This window comes from Rhizobium sp. WCS2018Hpa-16, from assembly GCF_031843705.1.
Lineage (GTDB): Bacteria > Pseudomonadota > Alphaproteobacteria > Rhizobiales > Rhizobiaceae > Agrobacterium > Agrobacterium tumefaciens_C.
In genome coordinates this window covers 202,270-224,736 of sequence record NZ_JAVTIX010000005.1, presented here as the reverse complement: position 1 = coordinate 224,736, position 22,467 = coordinate 202,270, and the positions used below count along the sequence as shown (strand labels likewise).

The window sequence follows — 22,467 nt, the reverse complement described above, 5'->3', positions numbered from 1 at the left end:
GGAAATCTTGTTCCTTGGTATGCGGCGGGACTATACGAACCGATGGTGTCAGGTCAACAGATTTTTGCGAAAATCTTGGTTTGGTGAAACTTTGTTGAAGGCTCTCGGGCATGGCCAGTTTGCAAGCCGAGTGGGAGTCGAATAGAGGCTATGCGTTTAATTCGAAAATACCCTTTCCCGCCTTGTTTTTCACCTTATCAGGTGCTTTTAAATCTCGCGTCGAATATTGAGGAAAAGATCATGGCACGTTCAGTCTCACCTGAGAGAAACCGCAGCATGTCTGCGATTGCGGTGACAGCGGGGATGATCTTTACCGTGGGATCGGCGCTCGGCTTTCAGCATGTTGGCGGCTACACGCCCTGTGCGCTTTGTCTTTTGCAGCGAGATCCCTATTATTACGCCATACCGGTCGGCCTATTGGCCATTGCGGCAAGCCTCTTCAAACTGCCGGTCTGGATCACGCGCGCGGCACTCATCCTCGTTGGCATTGCCATGGTGATTGGTGCAGGACTTGGTGTTTATCATTCGGGCGTGGAATGGGGCTTCTGGGCGGGGCCGATTACCTGCGCCACCGGCGCGCCATCAATCACCACCAATGCCGGCAGCTTGCTGAGCGACCTCAACGCTGTCAAACCGCCATCGTGCAATGACGCGGCGCTTCGGGTGCTTGGCCTTTCCTTTGCCGGCTGGAACGTGATTGCAAGCGTTGTGCTCGCGGGCATCGCCTTCTTTGGCGCGACCCGCAAGGCTGCTTAAGCCGATCACGGCTGCAATTCAGTATCCCAATAGAGATAATCCACCCAGCTTTCGTGCAGATAGTTGGGCGGGAATGACCGGCCATTATTGTGCAGGTCCTGCACCGTCGGCTGGTATGGCTTTTGATGCGGTATCATGCCTGCAATCTTGGGCAGCTTGCTGCCTTTTTTGAGATTGCAGGGCGAGCAGGCCGCAACAACGTTTTGCCAGGTCGTTTCGCCACCATGCGCACGCGGAATGACGTGATCAAACGTCAGATCATCATGCGATCCACAATATTGGCACTCGAATTTGTCCCGCAGGAACACGTTGAAACGTGTGAATGCGGGATTTCGCGTGGGCTGCACGTATGTCTTGAGGCTGACGACACTCGGCAACCGCATGGAGAAGCTTGGTGAACAAACCGAGTGATCATATTCTGCAATGATGTTCACGCGGTCAAGAAAGACGGCCTTGATCGCGTCCTGCCAGGACCACAGCGACAAGGGGTAATAACTCAGTGGCCGATAGTCTGCGTTCAATACGAGCGCAGGCAAAGCCTGTGGTGAAACGGCAATCGTCAAGGGCGTCTCCTGACCGATTCTGCATCTACATCTTGTATATTAGGTCTGTTGTTACAGGATTGTGAAGCCCATAAATGAAGCTCTCAAAGAAAGGCTTATTTCAGGCGATCGGCAGCGCTTCTCGGCGCGTCTTGGATGCGTAATAGGCCCAGAAAAGCCGGGCGGCTGTGGACCTGTAGGGCGACCAGCGCATCGCGATTTCTGCCAGAACTTTTGGGCTGGGGCGGGCATCCATCTGAAACGCTCTAGCAACCGCAGCCTGTAACGCAACATCGCCGGATGGAAAGATATCGGCATGTCCGCCGCAAAACATCAGATAGACCTGAGCCGTCCACGGGCCAATGCCGTCAAGCGCGGTGAGCCGAGCAAATGCTTCCGCCTCATCAAGCGCATTCATCCTGCCAAGATCCAGCAAACCGCTGGCTATGGCGCTGGCTACGCCATGCAAGGTTTTCGCTTTCGCCCGTGAGAGCCCGAATTGCGGCTCGATGCCTGTTACTGCCGCAAGGTAATTCTCCGCGCTCACCACCTTCATCTCGTCCAACATCCGGCGCCATATGGCATCCGCGCTGGCGCGGGAGACGACCTGCGAGACGATGATGTGTGCCAGACCGGAAAATCCTGGTTCGCTCAACCGCAATGGCAACGGCCCCGCTATCGCAGCGACGCTCTCTAGGCGGGGATCTATTTTCAAAAGGGCCGCCAATCCCTCTTCGATATCATCAGCATTTCGAATGATGTTGACCAAGGCAGCTCACCACATAGGACTTCATCTTGGCGAAGCACCAGAAACTATGGCAGAAGAAACCATGTCTTTGCTTTCAGGTCAAAAGCCGGTTTTTCGCTTCGCCCCCAGCCCCAATGGGCGGCTTCACCTTGGCCATGCGTTTTCGGCGATCCTCAATCACGACATAGCGAAGGCCACGGGCGGGCGGTTTCTGCTGCGGATCGAAGACATTGATCTGACACGGTGCACGGCTGAGTTTGAGCAAGCGATCTATACGGACCTTGAATGGCTTGACCTGACATGGGAAATGCCCGTGCGCAGGCAATCCGATCATTTCGAGCATTACAAGAAAGGGCTTGAACATCTGATAGAGGCGGGACTGGCCTATCCCTCCTTCATGAGCCGCCAGGAAACGAAAAACTTTGTGGCGAGCTTCGAGTCTGACGGAAAGACGTGGCCACGCGATCCTGACGGGGCACCTCTATACCCACCACTGGACAAGCAACGATCGTCCGCAGAAGTCATAAGGCTTCTCTCTTCGAGTGCGAAACATGCCTGGCGGCTGGATATGGACAAGGCGATTTCGTCGCTTCAGCATCCAATCACATGGGAGGAAAATGGCACAGGGACGATGACGATTATTCAAGCGCAACCGGCCGCCTGGGGCGACGTTGTGCTCTCTCGCTCGGATGCACCGTCAAGTTATCATCTTTCTGTCGTGCTGGATGATGCGCTGCAGGCTGTTTCCCACGTGGTTCGCGGCATGGATTTATACCATGCTACATCCGTTCACCGGTTGCTACAGGAATTGCTTTCACTGCCAGCACCACGCTACCATCATCACCGCCTCATCCTTGATGATGAGGGCAAGAAACTATCCAAGAGCGTTGCCAGCACTTCTCTGAGTGCCCTTCGGGACCGCGGCTTGCAGCCGTCAGATATCCGCAGCCTCCTCGGCATCTAATGCCTCTCTCAGGCTGCCGCTATGGTAACCCGCCTTGATGATGTGGCGGACGCGGTACTTCATCAAAGCGGCGTTAACTTCGGCCCCCAGCATGAAGATGACACCGACCATGTAGAGAAAGACCAGCACGATCATGACCGATGCCAGACCGGCATAGGTCGCGGCGTAATTGGCGAAGGTGGCCAGATAATACGCGAATATGGCTGCACCGACCACCCAAAAGAGCAGCGTTAAAACGATGCCTGGCAAGACATCCCATATCCGCCGTCTTCCCGCTGGAAGCCACAAATGCGCGGCCGCCAGCCCGACAGCCAGCAGGATGATGGTACCGTAAAGCCCAAGATTCGAGACCGTTTCCAGAAAGTCTTTCAAAAGCGGAAAGCGGGTTTCGGCGAAAGACAGCGCGACGGGAACCGCAACGAGAACAATGCTGATAACGGCGAATATGGTCACGGCAATGACGACATAGAACAGGCTGAGCAGACGCGTAACGTACCACCAGCGCGTCTCGCTGACCCGATATGCGCGATTGAGTGAAATCCGGATGGCTTCGACGCCGTTGGACGCGAAATAGGCTGCCGCGAGCACCGAAATCGTCAGCAATCCACCACGGGGAATAGTCAGGACCTGCTGGACCTGTGCGGCAAGAGGTGCCGCAATGGCCTCCGGCCAGGTGTCGAAGATGATATGGACAGCCGTCGCCGCAAACTGATCAGCACCCAGAAAACTGGCAAGCGCCGTTCCGAAGATGAGAAAGGGAAACAAGGCGAGGAGGATGGACAGTGCCACATGGCTCGCCATTGCCCAGCCGTCGTCCTCTGCAAAGTGGATATAGGCGTCCCAGGCGACCTTACGGACGATGTCCAATGCGGCGACCATGTCACCTCCTAAATCGACATTTCAATTGTAACCCACGGCAATATATGGGAAGGCAAGCATCGCTTGTACAGCGCGTGAAACCGTGCGCCGGTTCCAAAGATTCAGAAAAAGAATTGCGCGCTACGGAAATTTGCCCGCTTATATCGCCGATGTTTTATACGATGTTCGTTCTTAGGAAAGACCTTCCATGACTGAAAAACCGGTCATCATCATCACCGGCTGTTCATCTGGTATTGGTGCATTTTGCGCGCAAGCGCTTCATCACGATGGCTGGCGGGTTTTTGCCACCGTGCGGCGGCAAGAAGATGCACAAGCGCTTAAGCAGCAGGGCATCGAGACCGTGCTGATGGACTATACGAAGCCGGAAAGCATCGCCGCATTGGTCGACGAGGTCGTTGCAAAGACCGGCGGTAGGATCGACGCACTGTTCAACAACGGGGCCTATGGCCAACCGGGTGCTGTCGAAGATCTATCGGTCGATGTGCTGCGCCAGCAGTTTGAAACCAATGTCTTTGGTTGGCACGACCTGACATGCCGCGTCATTCCCTTCATGCGCCAGCGCGGCCAAGGCCGCATCGTTCATTGCTCGTCCATTCTCGGCCTCGTACCCTACCGTTTTCGCGGTGCCTATACGGCGTCGAAATTTGCGCTTGAGGGCTTGGGCGTAACATTGCGCATGGAGCTTCAAGGCAGCGGTATTCATGTCAGCCTGATCGAACCGGGCCCCATTGCCTCGAAATTCACGGCAACGGCGCTGGCCCATATCAGAGGCAATATCGATCTCGAAAATTCTGCCCATGCGCAGGAATACAAGCGACAACTCGCGCGGCTGGATGGCAGCGGGCCGCCGAACAAGCACAAGCTTGGACCGGATGCCGTGTACAGCCGACTGAAACATGCTTTGACGGCGTCGAACCCCGAGCCGCACTATCTGGTCACCACACCAGCCAAGCAAGCCATGATCCTGAAACGGCTTTTGCCTGCCGGATTGTTTTACCGTCTGCTGCGCAAGTTCGACTAGCATTCGCGTAATCCAATCAGCTACAACGCACGTAATAGGCACAGGTGGCATTTTCGGGAAGGTAGAGCATGTCCAGTTTCGCAACGGTTCTTGCAGTCATCGTGATGGGTCTGGTTGTGCTTGTGTTGATACGCGGGCTGTTCAACATGCTCAAAGGTACCGATGCCAACAAATCCAACAAGCTTATGCAGTTGCGACTGCTGTTGCAGGCGATTGCCATCATACTGATCATGTTCGTGCTGTGGCTGACAGGCGGCGGGCGATAGGATCGCAGGAGTAAAAAATGGTCAAGCTGAACAAAATCTACACCCGCACCGGTGATGACGGCACGACGGCGCTGGTTTCCGGCCCGAGACGCACAAAATATGACATGCGCGTCGAAAGCTACGGCACCGTGGACGAGACGAATTCCGCCATCGGCGTTGCGCGCCTGCACACATCAGAGCTGCCTCAACTTCATGACATGCTGTTTCGCATCCAGAACGATCTGTTCGATCTTGGTGCTGACCTCGCAACGCCTGAAACCGGCGAAGTTCTTTCCTATGAGCCTTTGCGAGCCGTGGAGACACAGGTCACGCGTCTGGAAAATGAGATCGATGCACTGAATGCCGATCTTTCGCCGCTCAAATCATTCGTTCTGCCCGGCGGCACCCCGGCAGCGGCCTATCTCCATCTTGCCCGAACCATGTCGAGACGGGCGGAGCGCCAGATGGTGGAGCTTTCGCGGATGGATGGTGAAGTCGTCAGCCCTGCCGCGCTGAAATACATCAACCGTCTCTCCGACTTTTTGTTCGTTGCGGCGCGGTACGCCAATAACGCGACCAATTCGGATGTGCCTGACATATTGTGGGTTCCGGGCAAGAACCGTTAATCTACGACAGGGCGTTTTCGCATGTTCATTCCATTGCACGATGCGAATTCGCTCAAGCATATCAAATTGCAATGGGTCACCCTGTCGCTGATTGCAGCAAATGTCCTCGTCTGGGTGCTGTTCGGTGTATTGGCCAGCATCAAGGACGGGAATGCTGCGATGCTGGGGTTCGGGTTCATTCCCGCTGTGATTTTTGACGGTGCGCAGCTCGATCCTGCACTGCAAATCATTCCCGATCAGATGACAGTCGTGACCTATGCTTTCATGCATTTGAGCTTCTGGCATCTGGCCTCCAACATGCTGTTCCTCTGGGTTTTCGGGGACAATGTAGAGGATGCGCTGGGGCATTTTCGCTTTCTGGTCTTTTACCTTGCCTGTGCCGCAGCGGGCGCGCTGTTTCATGGACTTGTCTCGCCGTCTTCACAAGGGCCGCTGATTGGTGCCTCAGGTGCGGTCTCTGGCGTCGTCGCAGCCTATCTTTTGCTGCACCCCAAGGTACGTGTGTGGATTCTGGTGTTCATGCGCATCCCGATTCCCCTGCCCGCATACATTCCGCTTGCGCTTTGGATCGGTCAGCAATTCTTTATGCTCGCCTTCGGACTGCAGGAGCAGGTATCCTGGGGCGCGCATGTGGGCGGTATTCTGGCGGGTGCCGTTCTCGTCATCATTCTGCGCAGACGCGATGTTCTGCTGTTCGACCGTGAAATTGTCACACCACGCGCTGTCGAGCATGTAAATAACCGGCCATAGGTCTGCATCGTGTCGCAAACGGGACGACGTTGCGATGGTAATCCATGAAGATTGGAACGAGGATTGATATTTACGTTCACGTTAACGTAAGATATCTCCACAGCGCATGAGATCATGAGCATTGCTCCGTTGAATTCACGGAAAAAATGCGTATCCATGTCGCAACTTGATTGTCAGGAGGACCATGCGGTGTTTACGCCTGTGGTCAGGAGTTGAAGGAAGGTTATCGATGAAGATCCTTGTCCCTGTAAAGCGTGTCGTGGACTATAACGTGAAAATCCGGGTCAAGTCGGATGGTTCAGGCGTAGAGCTTGCCAACGTCAAGATGTCGATGAACCCGTTTGACGAAATTTCCGTTGAAGAAGCGCTTCGCTTGAAAGAAGCGGGCAAGGCAGAGGAAGTCGTCGTCGTTTCGATTGGCCCTGCTAAAGCCGAAGAAACCCTTCGCACCGCGCTTGCCATGGGTGCAGACCGCGCCATCCTGATCGAAACGGATGAAGCCGTCGAGCCGCTGGCCGTTGCAAAGCTCCTCAAGGGCGTCGTTGAAGCGGAAGCTCCGGGTCTGGTGATCGTGGGCAAGCAGGCCATCGACGATGACAGCAATCAGACGGGCCAGATGCTGGCCGCTCTTCTGGGCTGGGGCCAGGGCACCTTCGCCTCCAAGGTCGAACCATCGGACGGCAAGGTCGCCGTCACCCGCGAAGTCGACGGCGGTTTGCAGACGGTTGAGCTGAAGCTTCCCGCAGTTGTGACCACGGATCTTCGTTTGAACGAGCCGCGTTACGCATCGCTTCCCAACATCATGAAGGCCAAGAAAAAGCCTTTGGACAAGAAGACACCGGCTGATGTCGGAGTCGATATTGCCCCACGCCTCAAGGTTTTGAAGACCGAAGAGCCCGCAGGCCGCAAGGCTGGCGTAAAGGTTGGCTCTGTTGCCGAACTGGTGTCGAAGCTCAAAGCTGACGGCGTCATCTAAGGATAAGCGAAAGGGAGATTATACCATGGCCATTCTTCTTCTGGCAGAACACGACAACGCGACCCTTTCCGACCAGACAGCAAAGACGCTGACGGCGGCAACGCAGATCGGCGGCGACGTGACGATTCTCGTTGCTGGTTCCGGCGCACAGGCTATCGCCGATGAAGCTGCCAAGCTTGCCGGTGTTTCCAAGGTCCTGCTTGCGGATGACGCATCCTACGCCAACGCGCTGGCGGAGCCGCTGGCTGCGCTGATCGTTTCGCTTGCTGGCTCCTATGACGTTATCATCGCACCAGCAACAGCATCGGCAAAGAATGTTCTGCCGCGCGTTGCTGCCCATCTGGACGTTGCGCAGGTGTCTGAAATCATCGAAGTCATCTCCCCCGATACATTCAAGCGCCCGATCTATGCTGGCAATGCCATTCAGACCGTTCAGGCGACGGACGCGAAAAAGGTTATCACTGTGCGCACGGCAACATTTGCCCCCGCATCATCAGGCGGTTCCGCTCCGGTTGAAACGGTAGCCGCTGCAGAAAACCCAGGCGTTTCCTCTTTCGTATCGGACGCTTTGGCATCCTCTGACCGTCCAGAACTGACATCTGCAAAGATCATCATTTCCGGCGGCCGTGCCTTGGGTTCGGCAGAAAAATTCAAGGAACTGGTGCTGCCAGTTGCGGATAAGCTGGGTGCCGCCGTCGGCGCATCCCGCGCAGCGGTTGACGCAGGCTATGCTCCGAACGACTGGCAGGTTGGTCAGACCGGCAAAGTCGTCGCACCGCAGCTTTACATCGCGGCGGGCATTTCCGGTGCCATCCAGCACCTCGCCGGAATGAAGGACAGCAAAGTCATCGTTGCCATCAACAAGGATGAAGAAGCACCGATCTTCCAGGTCGCGGATTACGGCCTTGTGGCTGACCTCTTCGACGCCCTACCCGAGCTTGAAAAAGCACTCTGATCCAGTCTAATTTTGAAAGCGGCGCGTTTTTCCAACGCGCCGCTTTCGTTTTTCGGCAATATGCGTAACATCACCGCCGAGCCGCAGTGCCCAGACCATGCCCTACAGGAGAACTACACCATGACAGCCCCTATCAAGAATGTCGGTATCATTGGAGCCGGTCAGATGGGGTGCGGCATTGCGCATGTTTCGGCACTGGCCGGTTACAAGGTTCACATTTATGATCTTGCCAAGGACCGTATCGAGGCAGGTCTTGCAACCATAAACGGCAATCTGGCCCGGCAGGTCAGCAATGGCAAAATGCTGGATGAGGAGCGCAAGACGGCACTCGCGCTGATCTCCGGCTCTTCCGACGTCAACGACCTCGCAGCCATGGATCTGGTGATCGAAGCTGCAACGGAGCACGAAGAGACCAAGCGCAAGATCTATGCGCAGATCTGCCCCGTGCTGAAGCCCGAGGCGCTGTTGGCAACAAACACGTCCTCGCTTTCCATCACACGCCTTGCCTCTGCCACCGACCGCCCTGAGCAATTCATGGGCATTCACTTCATGAACCCCGTTCCGGTAATGAAGCTGGTGGAACTTGTGCGTGGCATCGCCACCGGCGAACAGACCTTTGAAACAGCCAAGAATTTCGTTCGTTCGCTGGACAAGGCGATCACCGTTGCGGAAGATTTCCCCGCCTTCATCGTCAACCGCATTCTTCTGCCGATGATAAACGAGGCGATCTACACGCTTTACGAGGGCGTCGGCTCGGTAGAAGCCATCGATACGGCCATGAAGCTCGGCGCAAACCATCCGATGGGTCCTCTGCAACTGGCAGATTTCATCGGTCTCGACACCTGCCTGTCGATCATGCAGGTGCTGCATGATGGGTTGGCTGACAGCAAGTATCGTCCCTGCCCGCTGCTGGTGAAGTATGTCGAAGCTGGCTGGCTTGGCCGCAAGTCCGGTCGCGGCTTTTACGATTACCGTGGCGAGACACCGGTCCCGACACGGTAATCAACACCAGCCTTATTTCGCTTTTGCAAACTCCACGAGTGCCTTGGCGTTCTGGCTGTCCCAGGCCGCCGGGCCGTTCATGGAGCCGAGCAAGCATCCACTGTCATCGATCAGCAATGTTGCAGGAAGGCCGAACGCAAGGCCTTCCTTTTTCAAGGCGTTGAACACGCCCATGGAACTGTCACGGTAGAGCTTGAGCGAATCGATCCCATATTCGCTCATAAATGTTCTCGGCTTCTCATCGTCACCCGTATCGATGTTGATGGTGACGACCTCGAAATTATCCGCGCCCTTTTCCTTTTCCAGAGCGTTGAGCGCAGGCATTTCCTCGCGGCATGGTACGCACCACGTGGCCCAGAGATTGAGAAGGACGGTCTTGCCCTTGAAGTCTGCCTGGGACATCGCCGCCCCGTCCGGTCCCTTGAAGGATAGCGGAACGACGCGTGGCCGCTCGCTTGCCGACATGGCTGCGACATCGCCCTTCAGAAATGGCTTCAAGGATGCAATCCGCTGTGCCGCACCCTCACATAAACCCGATTGTGCGGCGACTTCCCCTTGAACCTGATCTTCAGACCCAATAAGCCTGAACATCACGACGCCCGCGCCGCAGACGATGCCGGCCAGGGCAGCAATTGCAACAAGTCTGGCGGAAGGAAGCCTGAAAGGCCTTTTTTCTGTCATTGAATACTCCAGGGCAGGCAAAACATGGCTGATGGCACCGAACAGAAATCCTCCAACCAGATGTGGGGCGGACGTTTCGCTTCCGGTCCCTCTGCCATCATGGAAGAGATAAATGCCTCAATCGGCTTCGACAAGAAGCTTTATGCGCAGGACATCCGCGGCTCAATAGCGCATGCCACGATGCTCGCCGCAAAAGCCATTATTTCTGAGGAAGATAAAGACAAGATCATTCACGGCCTCAACACGATTCTGTCAGAAATCGAGTACGGTTCCTTCGTGTTCTCGCGCAAGCTCGAAGACATTCACATGAACATCGAGGCGCGCCTCGCCGATCTCATCGGCCCGGCAGCTGGACGTCTTCACACTGCACGTTCGCGTAACGATCAGGTCGCGCTCGATTTCCGCCTTTGGGTGAAAGAAGAGCTGCAAAAGACCGAAGCCATGCTGACGGGACTGATCGCGGCCTTTCTGGATCGTGCCGAAGAACATGCCGACACTGTTATGCCTGGCTTCACGCACCTCCAGACCGCCCAGCCGGTGACCTTCGGCCATCACTGCATGGCCTATGTGGAAATGATCGGCCGGGACCGCGCGCGTGTTCGCCACGCCATCGAACACATGGACGAGAGCCCGATTGGCGCTGCCGCACTGGCCGGCACCGGTTACCCCATCGACCGCCATATGACGGCAAAGGCGCTCGGTTTCCGCGAACCGACTCGCAATTCGATTGACACCGTATCGGACCGCGATTTCGCGCTGGAGTTCCTGTCGATTGCGTCGATCTGCGCCACGCATCTGTCGCGTCTTGCCGAAGAAATCGTCATCTGGTCGACACCGCAATTCGGGTTCATCCGCCTTTCCGACGCCTTCTCAACCGGCTCCTCCATCATGCCGCAGAAGAAAAATCCGGATGCGGCAGAACTGGTCCGCGCCAAGACGGGACGGATCAATGGTTCGCTGATTGCTCTTCTGACCATCATGAAGGGCCTTCCGCTCGCCTATTCCAAGGATATGCAGGAAGACAAGGAACAGGTCTTTGATTCTGCAGAAAGCTTGGAGCTTGCCATCGCGGCCATGACGGGCATGGTTCGTGACCTAGAGGTGCGTGCCGACAAGATGCGCCAAGCGGCCGGTTCTGGCTACTCGACCGCCACAGATCTGGCCGACTGGCTGGTGCGTGAGGCAGGACTACCCTTCCGCGATGCCCACCACGCCACCGGCCACGCGGTTGCGTTAGCAGAAAAGAAGGAATGCGATTTGAGCGACCTTTCGCTGGCAGAATTGCAGTCCATCAATCCGGCGATAACGGCTGGCATTTTCGATGTCTTGTCGGTTGAGGCCTCTGTCGCCAGTCGCACTAGCTTCGGCGGCACGGCACCATCGGAAGTGCGCAAGCAGATCGCTTGGTGGCGGACAAAGAACTGATACTGCCCAACGTGCAGGGCAACGGACAGCCGCAGATGCCCAGCACGGCAACGTTATGCCAGCATCAAAAGAAACAGGGTGCACAAGTGCCCTGTTTTTCGTTATCAGGAATGCAGAGATTTCCTTTGGATAGGCCCATGTTTTTAAAAACCTTGCGTAGTTTCATTGTTCCAGTCGGCATGACGCTTGCCGTCGGCCTCGTTCTTTCAGGTTGCGGCCGCAAAGGCGATATCGATCCGCCGAGCACGCCGCAAGAACAGCGCAACATCCGCTCGACGGATGACAAGGTGCAGCCAACACCAGAACGGCCGTTTATTCTCGACAAGCTTCTTTAAGGTCCATCGCTGTGAACCATTTTCACTATATCGACGGCGTGCTCCACGCCGAAAACGTTGCTGTGCCTGAAATCGCCAAGGCTGTCGGCACACCGTTCTACGTGTATTCCACAGCGACGCTGGAGCGGCACTACAAAGTGTTTTCTGAAGCTTTCGCCGATGTGGATGCGATGGTTTGCTATGCCATGAAGGCAAACTCAAATCAGGCCGTTCTCAAAACGCTTGCCAAGCTTGGCGCTGGGATCGATGTGGTATCCGGTGGCGAGTTGCGCCGCGCGTTGGCGGCAGGTGTTCCGGCAAGCCGCATCATGTTCTCAGGCGTTGGCAAGACCGTTGCTGAAATGGATTTCGCGCTAAATGCTGGCATCTACTGTTTCAACATCGAATCCGAACCCGAGCTGGAGGTTCTGAATCTGCGCGCCGTCAAGGCCGGCAAGAAGGCTCATGTTTCCTTCCGCATCAACCCCGATGTCGATGCTGGCACCCATGCAAAGATTTCGACGGGCAAGAAGGAAAACAAGTTCGGCATTCCCTATGAGCGCGCCCGCGCCGTCTATGCCCACGCAGCCACCCTGCCCGGCATCGAGGTCAGCGGAATCGATATGCATATCGGTAGCCAGATCACCGAATTGCAGCCGTTTGAGGCTGCCTTCCGATTGCTCCGTGCACTTGTGGAAGCGCTGCGCGGCGATGGCCACACGATCAGCCATGTGGATATTGGCGGCGGCCTTGGTATTCCTTACCGAGACGACAACAATCCGCCCCCCTTGCCAGATGCCTATGCTTACATTGTCAAGAACGAGCTGAAGAGCCTGAACTGCAAGATCGTGACAGAGCCTGGTCGCCTGATTGTCGGCAATGCGGGAATTCTGGTGACCGAAGTCATCTATGTGAAGGATGGCGGCGAAAAGACATTCGTCATCGTCGACGGTGCGATGAATGACCTCATTCGTCCAACTCTGTATGAAGCCTATCACGGCATCCGCCCTGTTGTGCAGCCCATGCCCGACGCACCGCGAATCAAGGCGGATATTGTCGGCCCTGTCTGCGAGACAGGCGATTATCTGGCGCTCGACAGAGATATGGCGGCACCGCAGCCCGGTGATCTGATTGCCGTCAGCTCCGCCGGTGCCTACGGCGCCGTGCAGGCCGGAACATACAATTCTCGCCTGCTGGTGCCGGAAGTTCTGGTCAAAGGCAGCGAGTTTCACGTCGTGCGCCCTCGCGGAACTTATGACGAACTGATCGCTCTGGATTCCGTGCCCGCCTGGCTTGAGTGATCACAATTGAGCGAATAGGCCTTAAAAACGGGGGGTAGCGTCGGCTTCCCCTCGTCTTCGCCATAAAGAGTGTTATCCTGACGCTCGTTGCACGGAATTGTTTTGCTGTCTCGGGATGGTGAAATCGGGTGGCCAGAACCGGGAGAGCGGATTAATGACCACATCGGGTAAGGGCGGAAAAGGGGCTTTCCAAGATAGGCCTGACCTTGCGCGGCGTGTGGCATCCAAACGTCTGATCGCAAAACTGGTCATCGTTTCAGAGCGGATCGCACCCAAAACCCTGCTCCCGCTTTCCATTGCCGCACTGTTCGTCTCCCTGTCATGGTTCGGCCTTTACCGGCAAATGCCCGATGTGCTGCGCCTCGCCATCGTTTTCGTTCTCATCTTTGCCTTCATCAGTTCGCTTCTGCCGATTGCCCGCCTGAAATGGCCGACGAAGGACGAGGCCTCCCGCCTGCTGGAAGAGCGCAATGGTTTGGCTCACCAACCCGTCGGCGTTCAGGAAGACGAACCCGCATTCGATACACCATTTGCGCAGGCCCTTTGGAAAGAGCACCAGCTGCGCATGGCAAAGCGGATTGCGGAGCTTGATGCGGGGCCGCCAAGGCCTGACATCGCCCGCCAAGACCCTATGGCGCTGCGCGCCATTCCAGCGCTTGTGCTGTTTGCGGCTTTCGGCTTCTCGTTCTCAAATGGTGCCGGGGACTTTATCGATGCCTTCCGGAACCGTCCCGCAGGCGGGCTGACCAACCCAGATATTCGCCTCGACGCCTGGGCCACTCCGCCCTCCTACACCGGACGCGCGCCCATTTTCCTCACAGGCAGCAATGCCGCAACAAATGATGTAGTCTCTCTTCCGCAGGGCTCAAGGCTCACCATTCGCATGACAGGCGGGAGTGGCGAAGAGGTCATTACCTTTGAGCCGGATGTGGGTGGAGAGGTGAAAACGCTTATCCCCGAAGGCGCTGAAAAGGCCGATGCGCAGACCGTCGCGACAGCTGAAACCAAGGACGCTTCTGCGCCACGCGAACCACGGACCTATGGCATGGATGTGTCAGAAAGCGGCTTGGTGGAAGCGAATGGCCAGCGTTGGCAGTTCAATATCATCCCTGATCAAACTCCGACGATCGCGTTTGACAATCTGCCGCGCCGTGCGGTGAATGGTGCACTGGAAATCGGCTTTACCGCCAAGGATGACTACGGCATTCGTGAGGCCCATGCGGTGATTGAACCCATTGGCGTCGAAACAGGCGCCACGCCGCTCTATCCCCCGCCAGAATTCAAATTGGACCTGCCACGCCAAAATCCCCGTGACATGAAGGGTGTGACCAGTCGCAACCTGACAGAACACCCGATGGCTGGCAAAAGGGTGCGGATAACCCTTATCGCGACCGATGGCGCCGGACAAATCGGTCGTAGCCCGACACAGGAATTGACGCTTCCCGGCAGGAATTTTTCAGAGCCTCTGGCCGCATCCATCGTCGAACAGCGCCAGATCTTTTCACTCGACACACGCCAGATGCCCAAAGCAGTCGCTTTTAACGAAGCCGTGGGCATGAGACCTGCCGAGACAATTCCAAACTCCACGCATTACCTTCTTCTGCAGTCTGCGCAAACACGCATGAAGCTTGCCTATAATGACGAGATGCTGAAAAACACCGCCGATTACCTGTGGGAAATCGCACTCGGCATTGAAGACGGTGATCTTTCACAAGCCGAGAAGCGACTGCGCGATGCACAGGATGCCCTCGCGGATGCCATGGATCGCAAAGCGGGCGACGAAGAGATCGCTAAGCTGATGCAGGAGCTTCGCGACGCCATGAACGAGTTCATGCGTGAACTTGCGCAACGCATGCAGAACGCTCCGCAGAACAACATGAACCAGCAGGCGCAAAATGTTCTGCGTCAGCGCGATCTGGAAAATATGATGAACCAGATCGAAAATTTGGCCCGTTCTGGTAACCGCGAAGCAGCACAGGAAATGCTCTCGCAATTGCAGCGCATGATGAACAATCTTCAGGCCGGTCGTCCCCAGCGTGGGCAGCAAGGCCAACAGCAGCAACAGAACAGCCAGTTGCGCCAGCAAATAGACAAGCTTGGCGAGATCATGCAGCAACAGCAGAAGTTGATGGACGAAACCTTCAAGCTGGATCAGGCACTGCGTGATCGCATGCAGCGAGGCGATCAGCCTGGGGCGCAAGAAGGTGGCGACCCGCAAATGGGTGAGAATGGCCAACAGGGCCAGCAACAGCAGAACCCGACCGACCAGATGACGGCCGAGCAGTTGCGTGAAGCCTTGAAGAAGCTGCGCCAGCAGCAGGATGGGCTTGGAAAGCAGCTGGGTGAATTGCAGCAGGGTCTGCGGGATCTGGGAATGGAGCCCGGTCAGAATTTCGGCAAGGCCGAGCAGGAAATGAAGGGTGCAGGCCAGGCGCTTGGCGATGGACAAGGCGAACAGGCTGTCGAAGGACAGGGTAACGCCATGAATGCCCTGCGCCAAGGCGCGCAGGATATGATGGGCCAAATCATGCAGGCGATGCGCCAGCAGGGCCAGCAGCCCGGCCAAGGCCAGGAAGGCATGATGGGACAGGGCGGCCAGAACGGTCGCGATCCTCTTGGACGACCCCGCGAAAACAATGGCCCGGATTTCGGCGATAACCAGGTGCGTGTACCGGACGAGATCGACGTTCAACGCGCCCGCGAAATACTGGAAGCCATCCGAGAGAAGCTGGGCAACAACCCGCCCGGTGAAATCGAGCGTCGATATCTGGAGCGCCTGCTGGACATTCAGTAAGCTGTACAGCGGAGTGCCCGACGGCGACAACCTGATCTTCTGCGCAAACATCTTGCTAGATGATGAGAACGGCGCTGTGTCTGTGGCAGTTGCTCTGTTTTCAGTATAGAACGCAGCATCAACAGCTCAATCATGCCGTATGCCCTGCGCGCTCGATAACAAGGATCACGATTTGGCCCTTTCCAACCCGCCACTCTCACTGGACACGCTGGGATGGTCAGATTTCTTCGCAGATCAGGTCAAGCCAGATCAGGTGGACCTGATACCCGCGCGCATTGCCTCTGTTCACCGCGCGAGGATTGAAGCTGTAAATGTCAACGGGCAAGTCGAACTTGATCTGCCTCCCAATTCCAACACCGCAGATTTTGCGGTGGGAGACTGGGTGCTGACTGACCCTGCAACGGGCATGTTCGTTCTGCGGCTGCAAAGAAAATCCGTGTTCCAACGTCGGCTGGAGGGCGGTCACGGCCACCAGCTTGCCGCAGCCAACATCGATACGCTGTTGATTGTCACGTCATGCAACGCAGATTTCAACCTCACACGGTTGGAGCGATATCTCGTCATGGCCAATCAGGCTGAGACAAATCCTGTTATCGTTTTGACCAAGGCTGACACCACTGACGACGCAGCAACGTTTCAACAACAGGCAGAAGCGCTGCAGCGCGATCTGCCCGTCATCGTCCTGAATGCACGTTCAGCCGATGCGGCCTCCGCGTTACGGCCGTGGTGTGGTGAAGGTCAGACTTTGGCTTTGGTCGGCTCGTCGGGCGTTGGCAAGTCAACGCTTGTCAACACGCTTTCAGGCCTTAGACCGGACGCAATGCAGAAGACCGGGACCATCCGCGAGCAGGATGCGAAGGGACGCCACACGACAACGGCACGATCACTGCATGCCATGTCCAATGGCGGCTGGATCATCGATACGCCAGGCATTAGAACGCTTTTCGTCAGTGACGCCAGCGACGGTATCGATACCCTGTTTGCGGAAATCACGGAACTTGCCCCATTGTGTCGATTCCGCGATTGCACCCACGCTCATGAACCCGGATGCGCCGTTCAGGCTGCTGTCGCAAACGGCGAACTCGATGGCGACCGTGTGAAACGCTGGCGCAGTCTTTTATCCGAAAATCGCGACAGGACACCCGTTGCCAGCGGGCCGAAGGGCAATAAAACGATCAAAAAAAAGAAATACTGAGCGCCTGCAATTGATCGACCGCCAACGGCAGGTTGCATGCGCCAACACGCCGAACTGTGGGCAGGGAAGCGATTGTAATCTCTCAGCACTATTGCTCGAATAAATCCGTTGCTTAGAACGCGAAAAGCTTAGGCACTATCATCCCGGTCAAGCGGAGCTGTTGATGAAGATATTGCTGATTGAGGACGATACCGAGCTTGCGGAGTGGCTTCTGAAAGCATTGGCTCGCTATAACTTCATGACTGAGTGGGCGGAAGATGGGGCCATCGCCAACCAGCGCCTCCAGACAGAGGAATTTGACGCGGTCATCCTAGATCTGGGGCTTCCTGAAATGGACGGTCGGTCGTTGCTATCGACTATGCGGGCGCGTGGAGATGCCACGCCAACGCTTATCCTCACAGCAAGAGACACATTGGCCGAACGAATAGAAAGCCTTCATCAGGGCGCCGATGATTTTCTTGCAAAGCCTTTCGCTGTCGAGGAGTTGGAGGCGAGATTGGTGGCTCTCGTGCGCCGCTCGCATGGCAAGAACGCTGGCACATTTTCCTCCGGTCCGCTGAGCTACCATTCTTCCGAACAGCGTTTTTCCCTTCATGGAGAGCCACTGGAACTGACACCGAGGGAGCATTCGATGCTGCGTATACTCCTTCAACATGCGGGAGAGCCCATGTCGAAACAGAAAATCATCGACCGGATGTTTTCCTACGATGTCGACATCCAATTGGACGCTGTGGAGGTCATCGCCCACCGCCTTCGCAAGAAGCTGGGCGATGATGTTCACATCCGCACCCTGAGGGGCCTCGGATATGTTCTCGAGGTCGACCCGACGTGAGAGGGCAAGCAGGTCGCCGACTGATTGTCACGCTGGTCATGTGGACTTTGCCCGCTTTGATGCTTGGCATGGTGTCTACGCTCTGGTTCAGCGCCACCACAATCAACGAACTTGCAGACAGTGCCTATGATCGCTCTCTGGCCGGTGCAATACGGGCCATCGACGCCAATATTTCTACCGAAAGCGGGGGCGTGGGCGTTGAACAGCCTTACCAGCTTTTCAAATTTTTCGAGCTGACGGCTCAGGGCGCGGTCTATTTCAACGTCTATACCGATGATGGCCTGGTTCAAATCGGCGATGTCCTGCTTCCACCTGCTCCAGCCCTTGCCAAAGGCGAACTGCGGTTTCAGGATGAGACCTATCTTGGTCAGGAAATCCGGCTCGGTTCACTGAAGCGCCCTCTTTCGTCAAAGGCGCCGGACAGTACGCAGATCATCATTCAGGTTGCCGAAACAAAAGGATCGCGCCTCGGCTTTCAGAATGAATTGATCACACGCGCCATTCTTCGTGACCTTCTGGTCATTGTGGCTCTATCCGTTCTGCTGGCTGTCGGTGTTTATGCGGCAGTCAAGCCACTCAACCGGCTGCGTGAAGCAATCGACAAGCGACAACCGGACGATCTGACATCCATTGAAGTCGCGTCTCTGCCGCTTGAAGTGCGCCCATTGGTGGAGGCGGTCAATCGGCTGATGCAGCGCAATGTCGAGCAGGCCGATCAGCAACGGCGCTTTCTGGACGATGCCTCGCACCAACTCAGAACCCCAATGGCAATCTTGAGAACACAGATCGATGTTGCGCTCCATCAGACGGATCTGGACGAGGTTCGAAAGACGCTGACCTCGTCACGCGATGTGCTCGACCGCTCCGTGCGCACGACGAACCAGCTTCTGGCGCTCGCCCGCGCGCGAACATCCCATGGCTACGACACATATCCGCAGGAACGGATATCTCTTGAAGAGACCATAGCTGACACAGTTCGAATGCTGTGGTCTCGAATCCGTGCCCGACGCATGGAATGTGTGTTCGACCCACCGCCCCACACTGTGCATGTTCGCGCCAATGCCGGACTTTTGCAGGAGGCACTCGTTAATATCATCGATAATGCGATTGCTTTTGCGCCACCTAAATCCGTCATTTCCATTCGACTTCTGACCGACGAGCAACATGCCATCATCGAGATCATGGACGAGGGTCCAGGGATGAGCGAAGAAGAGATTTCCCATGCCGGCACCCGGTTTAGACGGGGTTCCACAAAGAGGTCTGGCGATGGCAGCGGCCTTGGTCTGGCAATTGCCTTGACCGTGGCACGTGCGTCCGGCGGAACGATGGAGGTGCGCAATCGCGCAGACAAAAGCGGGCTCATCGTCTGCATCTCCTTGCCAAATCTTGACTCGTCCCCGCTTTGAAAGCTGATTGAAAGCTGCAATCAGATATAGCGGAAGCAATGCGGATGGAGGTCCGCATTCTTGATTTCCGGAGGAGATTTTTATGAGCGCCTATATTCGCGTAGCGTCCGCGGCCGCTATTCTATCTGCTGTTTTCACTAGTCCAACTATCGCGCTTGCGGAACCCGCAAAACCTGAATGCATCGCACCGGCACAGCCTGGCGGCGGTTTCGATATTACCTGCAAGCTCGCCCAGGCATCCCTGCAGAAGTCTGGTGCACTCAAGGCACCATTGCGCGTCTCGTATATGCCGGGCGGCATTGGCGCAGTTGCGTATAATGCCATCGTTGGCCAGCGCCGCGCAGAACCCGGTACCATCGTTGCCTTCTCTGCCGGCTCGCTTCTCAATATTGCCCAAGGGAAATTCGGCGCATATTCCGAAAAAGATGTTCGCTGGGTTGCCAATATTGGAACCGACTACGGCGCTGTCGTCGTGCAACAGGACAGCCCACACAAATCCCTCACCGAGTTGATGGCTGCCATCAAAGCCGATCCGACATCTGTCATCATCGGTGCAGGCGGCACTATCGGCAGCCAGGACTGGATGAAAGCGGCCATGGCAGCACGGGCTGCGGGCGTTGATTACAAAGCCATGCGGTTCGTGGCGTTCGAAGGCGGCGGTGATTGCGCGACGGCTCTTCAAGGCGGCCATGTCCACGTCTGCATGAACGATGTCGGTGACAGCCAGGCGGCAATCGATGGCGGCGCACCGCTGAAACTTCTCGCCATCTTCTCCGAGCAGCGCCTTGCCGGGAAGCTTGCCAATGTGCCAACCGCTGTCGAGCAGGGTTTTGACATCAAGTGGCCCATCGCACGCGGCTTCTTTGTCGGACCAGAGGTTAGCGATGCGGATTACAAATGGTGGGGCGATGCTTTTGCCGCGACCATGAAATCACTGGAATACGCAAAACTTCTCGAGGAACGTAATCTGTTTCCATTGCCGATGACGGCGGACGAAACCACTGCATTCGTCAACAAACAGGTCGCCGCATATAAGACTCTCGCAGCCGACTTTGACCTGACGACAAAGTAGGATTGCAACGATGACACAGGATCGCTTCCTCGGCGTCGCAGCGCTAGCGTTGGCCGCTTTCATGATAGCCTATGGCTACAATCTGCAAGCGCCATTTGCCTACGAACCGGTAGGACCACGCGCATTTCCATTGATGGCCGCGGGCGTCATTGCGGTATGCGGATTGCTGCTAGTGCTGAAACCCGGGCAAGCGGATACGACAGAAGGATCGGGCATCAGCCGCCCGATCCTCGTTCTTGCTGTTTGCCTTATGTCCTACGCTCTCCTTTTCCAGCCACTCGGCTTTGTCCTATCGACAGCGGTGATGATGGTTCCGATTGCGATGGTGTTTGGAGCGCTGTGGTGGCAGGGCGCGATCACAGGTGTGCTGCTTGCCGTTTCATCCTACCTCCTCTTCGACAAAGTTCTTGACGTTATCTTGCCTGTTGGACCCCTAGGGGGAATGATCTGATGGAAACCCTGTCTTATTTGGGCCATGGCTTTGGCATTGCGCTGCAGCCAACAAATCTTTTACTGGCAGCGATTGGAGCCGTTGTCGGGACCATGGTTGGCGTACTGCCCGGACTTGGGCCGATCAACGCTGTTGCCATGCTGGTACCCGTTGTATTTGCACTCGGCCTTACACCGGAGTCATCGCTGATCCTGATGGCCGCCATCTATATCGGCTCGGAATATGGTGGCAGAATCAGTGCGATTCTTCTGAACGTTCCCGGCGAAGCTTCGGCGGTCATGACCGCCATCGAAGGATATCCGCTAGCACGGCAGGGCAAGGCGGGTATTGCTCTGTCGCTATCTGCCTGGACGTCCTTCGTCGGCTCGGCGATCGCGACCGTTGGTATCGTACTGGCGGCCCCTGTACTTGCGCGTTGGGCGCTCGCCTTTGGCCCTATCGAATATGTTGCGCTGATGGTGTTGGCCTTCGCATGCCTCACCGGCCTGCTGACTGACCAGCCGGTCAAGGCACTGCTCGCCATCATGCTTGGCCTTGCAATTTCGACAGTGGGCATTGACGCAAATTCCGGCGTCTATCGCTATACGTTCGGCTCACCTAATCTCGTGGATGGCGTCCAGTTTGCCACCGTCGTCATCGGTCTCTTCGCCATCAGCGAACTCCTGATCATGCTTGAGAGCATGAAAGGTGGAGCCGCCCCGCGCATCAAGCAGCTTGGGCGACCGCTTTTCAACCGTGCAGAGATGAAGTTCACCAATGCTGCAACACTGCGTGGATCTCTAATCGGGTTTTTCGTGGGCATCCTTCCCGGCGCCGGTGGAACGGTTGCCTCTGCACTCTCCTACACGACCGAAAAGCGCGTGGTAGAGCGCAGTGATCCTGAAGGCAGCAGGTTTGGTAAAGGTGATATGCGCGGCCTCGCATCCGTTGAAGCCGCTAATAACAGCGCGTCGAACAGCAATTTCATTCCCATGTTGACGCTCGGCATTCCAAGTTCTGGGACCACCGCCATCATGCTCGGTGTGCTCACTCTCTACAATATCACACCGGGACCTGCCCTTTTTCGGTCGCAGCCGGATCTGGTATGGGGCCTGATTGCGTCACTGTTCATCGGCAACATCATCCTGTTGGCAATCAACATTCCCTTGGTCGGCCTGTTTGCAAAAATGCTGTCCGTGCCAGCCTGGGTGCTTGTGCCCTTCATCGTGGTCATCAGCACCATCGGCGTCTATTCCGGCAAATCGACCACGTTTGATCTGGTGCTGATGGTCGTGCTTGGCGTCGGAGCCTATTTCCTGAGACGGTTCGGAGTACCCATGGCACCGCTCATTCTCGGGCTCGTTCTTGGAAAAATACTGGAACAGAGCTTGAGGCGGGCACTCTCCCTCTCTGCGGGTGACGTGGCGATCCTCTGGTCCAGCCCAATTTCTATCGCTCTTTGGGTCATGGCTGCAGCAGTCCTGCTCACACCCCTTCTGATGCCACGGTTTAGAAAGTGGCGGGAAAAGAGTGTGGTGGAAACCGACTGAGGA

At 56.3% G+C, this 22,467-nt stretch carries 23 protein-coding genes; 19 read left to right on the top strand and 4 right to left on the bottom strand.

Features of this window, described 5'->3' with window-relative positions:
* Nucleotides 1-240: 240 nt before the first annotated feature.
* A complete protein-coding gene (locus RQI55_RS16660) occupies nucleotides 241-756 on the top strand; it encodes a disulfide bond formation protein B (protein ID WP_243258241.1) in 516 nt (171 codons plus the stop codon).
* Between the two features lie 5 nt (nucleotides 757-761).
* Here RQI55_RS16660 and RQI55_RS16655 read toward each other — a convergent pair whose 3' ends face one another.
* Both RQI55_RS16655 and RQI55_RS16650 read right to left on the bottom strand, forming a co-directional pair.
* A complete protein-coding gene (locus RQI55_RS16655) occupies nucleotides 762-1,319 on the bottom strand; it encodes an HNH endonuclease (protein ID WP_042619917.1) in 558 nt (185 codons plus the stop codon).
* 100 nt (nucleotides 1,320-1,419) lie between these two features.
* The gene (locus RQI55_RS16650) at nucleotides 1,420-2,067 is read right to left on the bottom strand and encodes a DNA-3-methyladenine glycosylase (RefSeq protein ID WP_042619918.1); all 648 of its coding nucleotides are present in this window, start codon (nucleotides 2,065-2,067) and stop codon (nucleotides 1,420-1,422) included.
* A 46-nt stretch (nucleotides 2,068-2,113) separates the two neighbouring features.
* Between RQI55_RS16650 and gluQRS the strand changes: the two genes are divergently transcribed.
* Nucleotides 2,114-3,010: a tRNA glutamyl-Q(34) synthetase GluQRS gene (gene gluQRS, locus RQI55_RS16645; protein ID WP_311273166.1), complete on the top strand. Its 897-nt coding sequence runs from the start codon at nucleotides 2,114-2,116 to the stop codon at nucleotides 3,008-3,010.
* On the opposite strand, the gene RQI55_RS16640 is transcribed toward gluQRS, so the two are convergent.
* Nucleotides 2,981-3,889 (bottom strand): YihY/virulence factor BrkB family protein, encoded by a 909-nt coding sequence (locus tag RQI55_RS16640; protein WP_042619919.1) that lies wholly within the window; start codon nucleotides 3,887-3,889, stop codon nucleotides 2,981-2,983. The two genes, gluQRS and RQI55_RS16640, sit on opposite strands and share 30 nt — an antisense overlap.
* A gap of 187 nt (nucleotides 3,890-4,076) precedes the next feature.
* Between RQI55_RS16640 and RQI55_RS16635 the strand changes: the two genes are divergently transcribed.
* The 7 genes from RQI55_RS16635 to RQI55_RS16605 all read left to right on the top strand — a co-directional run bounded on the left by RQI55_RS16635 (nucleotide 4,077) and on the right by RQI55_RS16605 (nucleotide 9,464).
* On the top strand, nucleotides 4,077-4,910 hold the full coding sequence (locus RQI55_RS16635) for an SDR family oxidoreductase (protein ID WP_311273167.1): 834 nt from the start codon (nucleotides 4,077-4,079) through the stop codon (nucleotides 4,908-4,910).
* Between the two features lie 68 nt (nucleotides 4,911-4,978).
* Nucleotides 4,979-5,176, top strand: a complete 198-nt coding sequence (locus tag RQI55_RS16630) for a twin transmembrane helix small protein (RefSeq protein ID WP_042619921.1) — start codon at nucleotides 4,979-4,981, stop codon at nucleotides 5,174-5,176.
* 17 nt (nucleotides 5,177-5,193) lie between these two features.
* On the top strand, nucleotides 5,194-5,781 hold the full coding sequence (locus RQI55_RS16625; RefSeq protein ID WP_042619922.1) for a cob(I)yrinic acid a,c-diamide adenosyltransferase: 588 nt from the start codon (nucleotides 5,194-5,196) through the stop codon (nucleotides 5,779-5,781).
* Nucleotides 5,782-5,802: 21 nt separating this feature from the next.
* Nucleotides 5,803-6,531 (top strand): rhomboid family intramembrane serine protease, encoded by a 729-nt coding sequence (locus RQI55_RS16620; RefSeq protein WP_243258243.1) that lies wholly within the window; start codon nucleotides 5,803-5,805, stop codon nucleotides 6,529-6,531.
* Nucleotides 6,532-6,760: 229 nt separating this feature from the next.
* Nucleotides 6,761-7,507: an electron transfer flavoprotein subunit beta/FixA family protein gene (locus RQI55_RS16615; RefSeq protein WP_042619924.1), complete on the top strand. Its 747-nt coding sequence runs from the start codon at nucleotides 6,761-6,763 to the stop codon at nucleotides 7,505-7,507.
* 25 nt (nucleotides 7,508-7,532) lie between these two features.
* Nucleotides 7,533-8,462, top strand: coding sequence for an electron transfer flavoprotein subunit alpha/FixB family protein (locus RQI55_RS16610; protein ID WP_042619925.1), 930 nt, complete (start codon nucleotides 7,533-7,535; stop codon nucleotides 8,460-8,462).
* A gap of 120 nt (nucleotides 8,463-8,582) precedes the next feature.
* The gene (locus tag RQI55_RS16605; RefSeq protein ID WP_243258244.1) at nucleotides 8,583-9,464 is read left to right on the top strand and encodes a 3-hydroxybutyryl-CoA dehydrogenase; all 882 of its coding nucleotides are present in this window, start codon (nucleotides 8,583-8,585) and stop codon (nucleotides 9,462-9,464) included.
* 12 nt (nucleotides 9,465-9,476) lie between these two features.
* On the opposite strand, the gene tlpA is transcribed toward RQI55_RS16605, so the two are convergent.
* On the bottom strand, nucleotides 9,477-10,145 hold the full coding sequence (gene tlpA / locus RQI55_RS16600) for a thiol:disulfide interchange protein TlpA (protein WP_243258245.1): 669 nt from the start codon (nucleotides 10,143-10,145) through the stop codon (nucleotides 9,477-9,479).
* 24 nt (nucleotides 10,146-10,169) lie between these two features.
* On the opposite strand from tlpA, the gene argH reads away from it, so the two are divergent.
* The 10 genes from argH (at nucleotide 10,170) to RQI55_RS16550 (ending at nucleotide 22,464) form a co-directional block, all read left to right on the top strand.
* Nucleotides 10,170-11,570, top strand: a complete 1,401-nt coding sequence (gene argH, locus RQI55_RS16595) for an argininosuccinate lyase (protein ID WP_311273168.1) — start codon at nucleotides 10,170-10,172, stop codon at nucleotides 11,568-11,570.
* The gene (lptM, locus tag RQI55_RS16590) at nucleotides 11,552-11,905 is read left to right on the top strand and encodes an LPS translocon maturation chaperone LptM (protein WP_236728018.1); all 354 of its coding nucleotides are present in this window, start codon (nucleotides 11,552-11,554) and stop codon (nucleotides 11,903-11,905) included. Before argH ends, lptM begins: the two co-directional genes overlap by 19 nt.
* An 11-nt stretch (nucleotides 11,906-11,916) precedes the next feature.
* Complete coding sequence (gene lysA / locus RQI55_RS16585) at nucleotides 11,917-13,185, top strand: diaminopimelate decarboxylase (protein ID WP_042619929.1); 1,269 nt, start codon at nucleotides 11,917-11,919, stop codon at nucleotides 13,183-13,185.
* 154 nt (nucleotides 13,186-13,339) lie between these two features.
* A complete protein-coding gene (locus tag RQI55_RS16580; RefSeq protein WP_311273169.1) occupies nucleotides 13,340-15,979 on the top strand; it encodes a TIGR02302 family protein in 2,640 nt (879 codons plus the stop codon).
* A 139-nt stretch (nucleotides 15,980-16,118) separates the two neighbouring features.
* Complete coding sequence (rsgA, locus tag RQI55_RS16575; RefSeq protein WP_042619931.1) at nucleotides 16,119-17,174, top strand: ribosome small subunit-dependent GTPase A; 1,056 nt, start codon at nucleotides 16,119-16,121, stop codon at nucleotides 17,172-17,174.
* A 163-nt stretch (nucleotides 17,175-17,337) separates the two neighbouring features.
* Nucleotides 17,338-18,006 carry a response regulator gene (locus tag RQI55_RS16570; RefSeq protein WP_042619932.1) on the top strand — a complete coding sequence of 223 codons (669 nt, stop codon included), beginning with the start codon at nucleotides 17,338-17,340 and terminating at the stop codon, nucleotides 18,004-18,006.
* Nucleotides 18,003-19,412 carry a sensor histidine kinase gene (locus RQI55_RS16565; RefSeq protein ID WP_243258248.1) on the top strand — a complete coding sequence of 470 codons (1,410 nt, stop codon included), beginning with the start codon at nucleotides 18,003-18,005 and terminating at the stop codon, nucleotides 19,410-19,412. The genes RQI55_RS16570 and RQI55_RS16565 overlap by 4 nt, the downstream gene beginning before the upstream one ends.
* An 82-nt stretch (nucleotides 19,413-19,494) precedes the next feature.
* On the top strand, nucleotides 19,495-20,484 hold the full coding sequence (locus tag RQI55_RS16560) for a tripartite tricarboxylate transporter substrate-binding protein (RefSeq protein ID WP_311273170.1): 990 nt from the start codon (nucleotides 19,495-19,497) through the stop codon (nucleotides 20,482-20,484).
* 10 nt (nucleotides 20,485-20,494) lie between these two features.
* The gene (locus tag RQI55_RS16555) at nucleotides 20,495-20,935 is read left to right on the top strand and encodes a tripartite tricarboxylate transporter TctB family protein (protein WP_243258249.1); all 441 of its coding nucleotides are present in this window, start codon (nucleotides 20,495-20,497) and stop codon (nucleotides 20,933-20,935) included.
* Nucleotides 20,935-22,464: a tripartite tricarboxylate transporter permease gene (locus RQI55_RS16550; RefSeq protein ID WP_243258250.1), complete on the top strand. Its 1,530-nt coding sequence runs from the start codon at nucleotides 20,935-20,937 to the stop codon at nucleotides 22,462-22,464. The genes RQI55_RS16555 and RQI55_RS16550 overlap by 1 nt, the downstream gene beginning before the upstream one ends.
* Nucleotides 22,465-22,467: the final 3 nt, after the last annotated feature.

Coding starts and splice junctions, on each gene's coding strand:
- RQI55_RS16660 (WP_243258241.1), top strand. CDS start 241: ATGGCACGTTCAGTCTCACCTGAGAGAAACCGCAGCATGTCTGCGATT.
- RQI55_RS16605 (WP_243258244.1), top strand. CDS start 8,583: ATGACAGCCCCTATCAAGAATGTCGGTATCATTGGAGCCGGTCAGATG.
- RQI55_RS16635 (WP_311273167.1), top strand. CDS start 4,077: ATGACTGAAAAACCGGTCATCATCATCACCGGCTGTTCATCTGGTATT.
- RQI55_RS16615 (WP_042619924.1), top strand. CDS start 6,761: ATGAAGATCCTTGTCCCTGTAAAGCGTGTCGTGGACTATAACGTGAAA.
- RQI55_RS16610 (WP_042619925.1), top strand. CDS start 7,533: ATGGCCATTCTTCTTCTGGCAGAACACGACAACGCGACCCTTTCCGAC.
- argH (WP_311273168.1), top strand. CDS start 10,170: ATGGCTGATGGCACCGAACAGAAATCCTCCAACCAGATGTGGGGCGGA.
- RQI55_RS16560 (WP_311273170.1), top strand. CDS start 19,495: ATGAGCGCCTATATTCGCGTAGCGTCCGCGGCCGCTATTCTATCTGCT.
- RQI55_RS16625 (WP_042619922.1), top strand. CDS start 5,194: ATGGTCAAGCTGAACAAAATCTACACCCGCACCGGTGATGACGGCACG.
- tlpA (WP_243258245.1), bottom strand. CDS start 10,145: ATGACAGAAAAAAGGCCTTTCAGGCTTCCTTCCGCCAGACTTGTTGCA.
- rsgA (WP_042619931.1), top strand. CDS start 16,119: ATGCCCTGCGCGCTCGATAACAAGGATCACGATTTGGCCCTTTCCAAC.
- gluQRS (WP_311273166.1), top strand. CDS start 2,114: ATGGCAGAAGAAACCATGTCTTTGCTTTCAGGTCAAAAGCCGGTTTTT.
- RQI55_RS16630 (WP_042619921.1), top strand. CDS start 4,979: ATGTCCAGTTTCGCAACGGTTCTTGCAGTCATCGTGATGGGTCTGGTT.
- RQI55_RS16550 (WP_243258250.1), top strand. CDS start 20,935: ATGGAAACCCTGTCTTATTTGGGCCATGGCTTTGGCATTGCGCTGCAG.
- RQI55_RS16620 (WP_243258243.1), top strand. CDS start 5,803: ATGTTCATTCCATTGCACGATGCGAATTCGCTCAAGCATATCAAATTG.
- RQI55_RS16580 (WP_311273169.1), top strand. CDS start 13,340: ATGACCACATCGGGTAAGGGCGGAAAAGGGGCTTTCCAAGATAGGCCT.
- RQI55_RS16640 (WP_042619919.1), bottom strand. CDS start 3,889: ATGGTCGCCGCATTGGACATCGTCCGTAAGGTCGCCTGGGACGCCTAT.
- RQI55_RS16555 (WP_243258249.1), top strand. CDS start 20,495: ATGACACAGGATCGCTTCCTCGGCGTCGCAGCGCTAGCGTTGGCCGCT.
- RQI55_RS16570 (WP_042619932.1), top strand. CDS start 17,338: ATGAAGATATTGCTGATTGAGGACGATACCGAGCTTGCGGAGTGGCTT.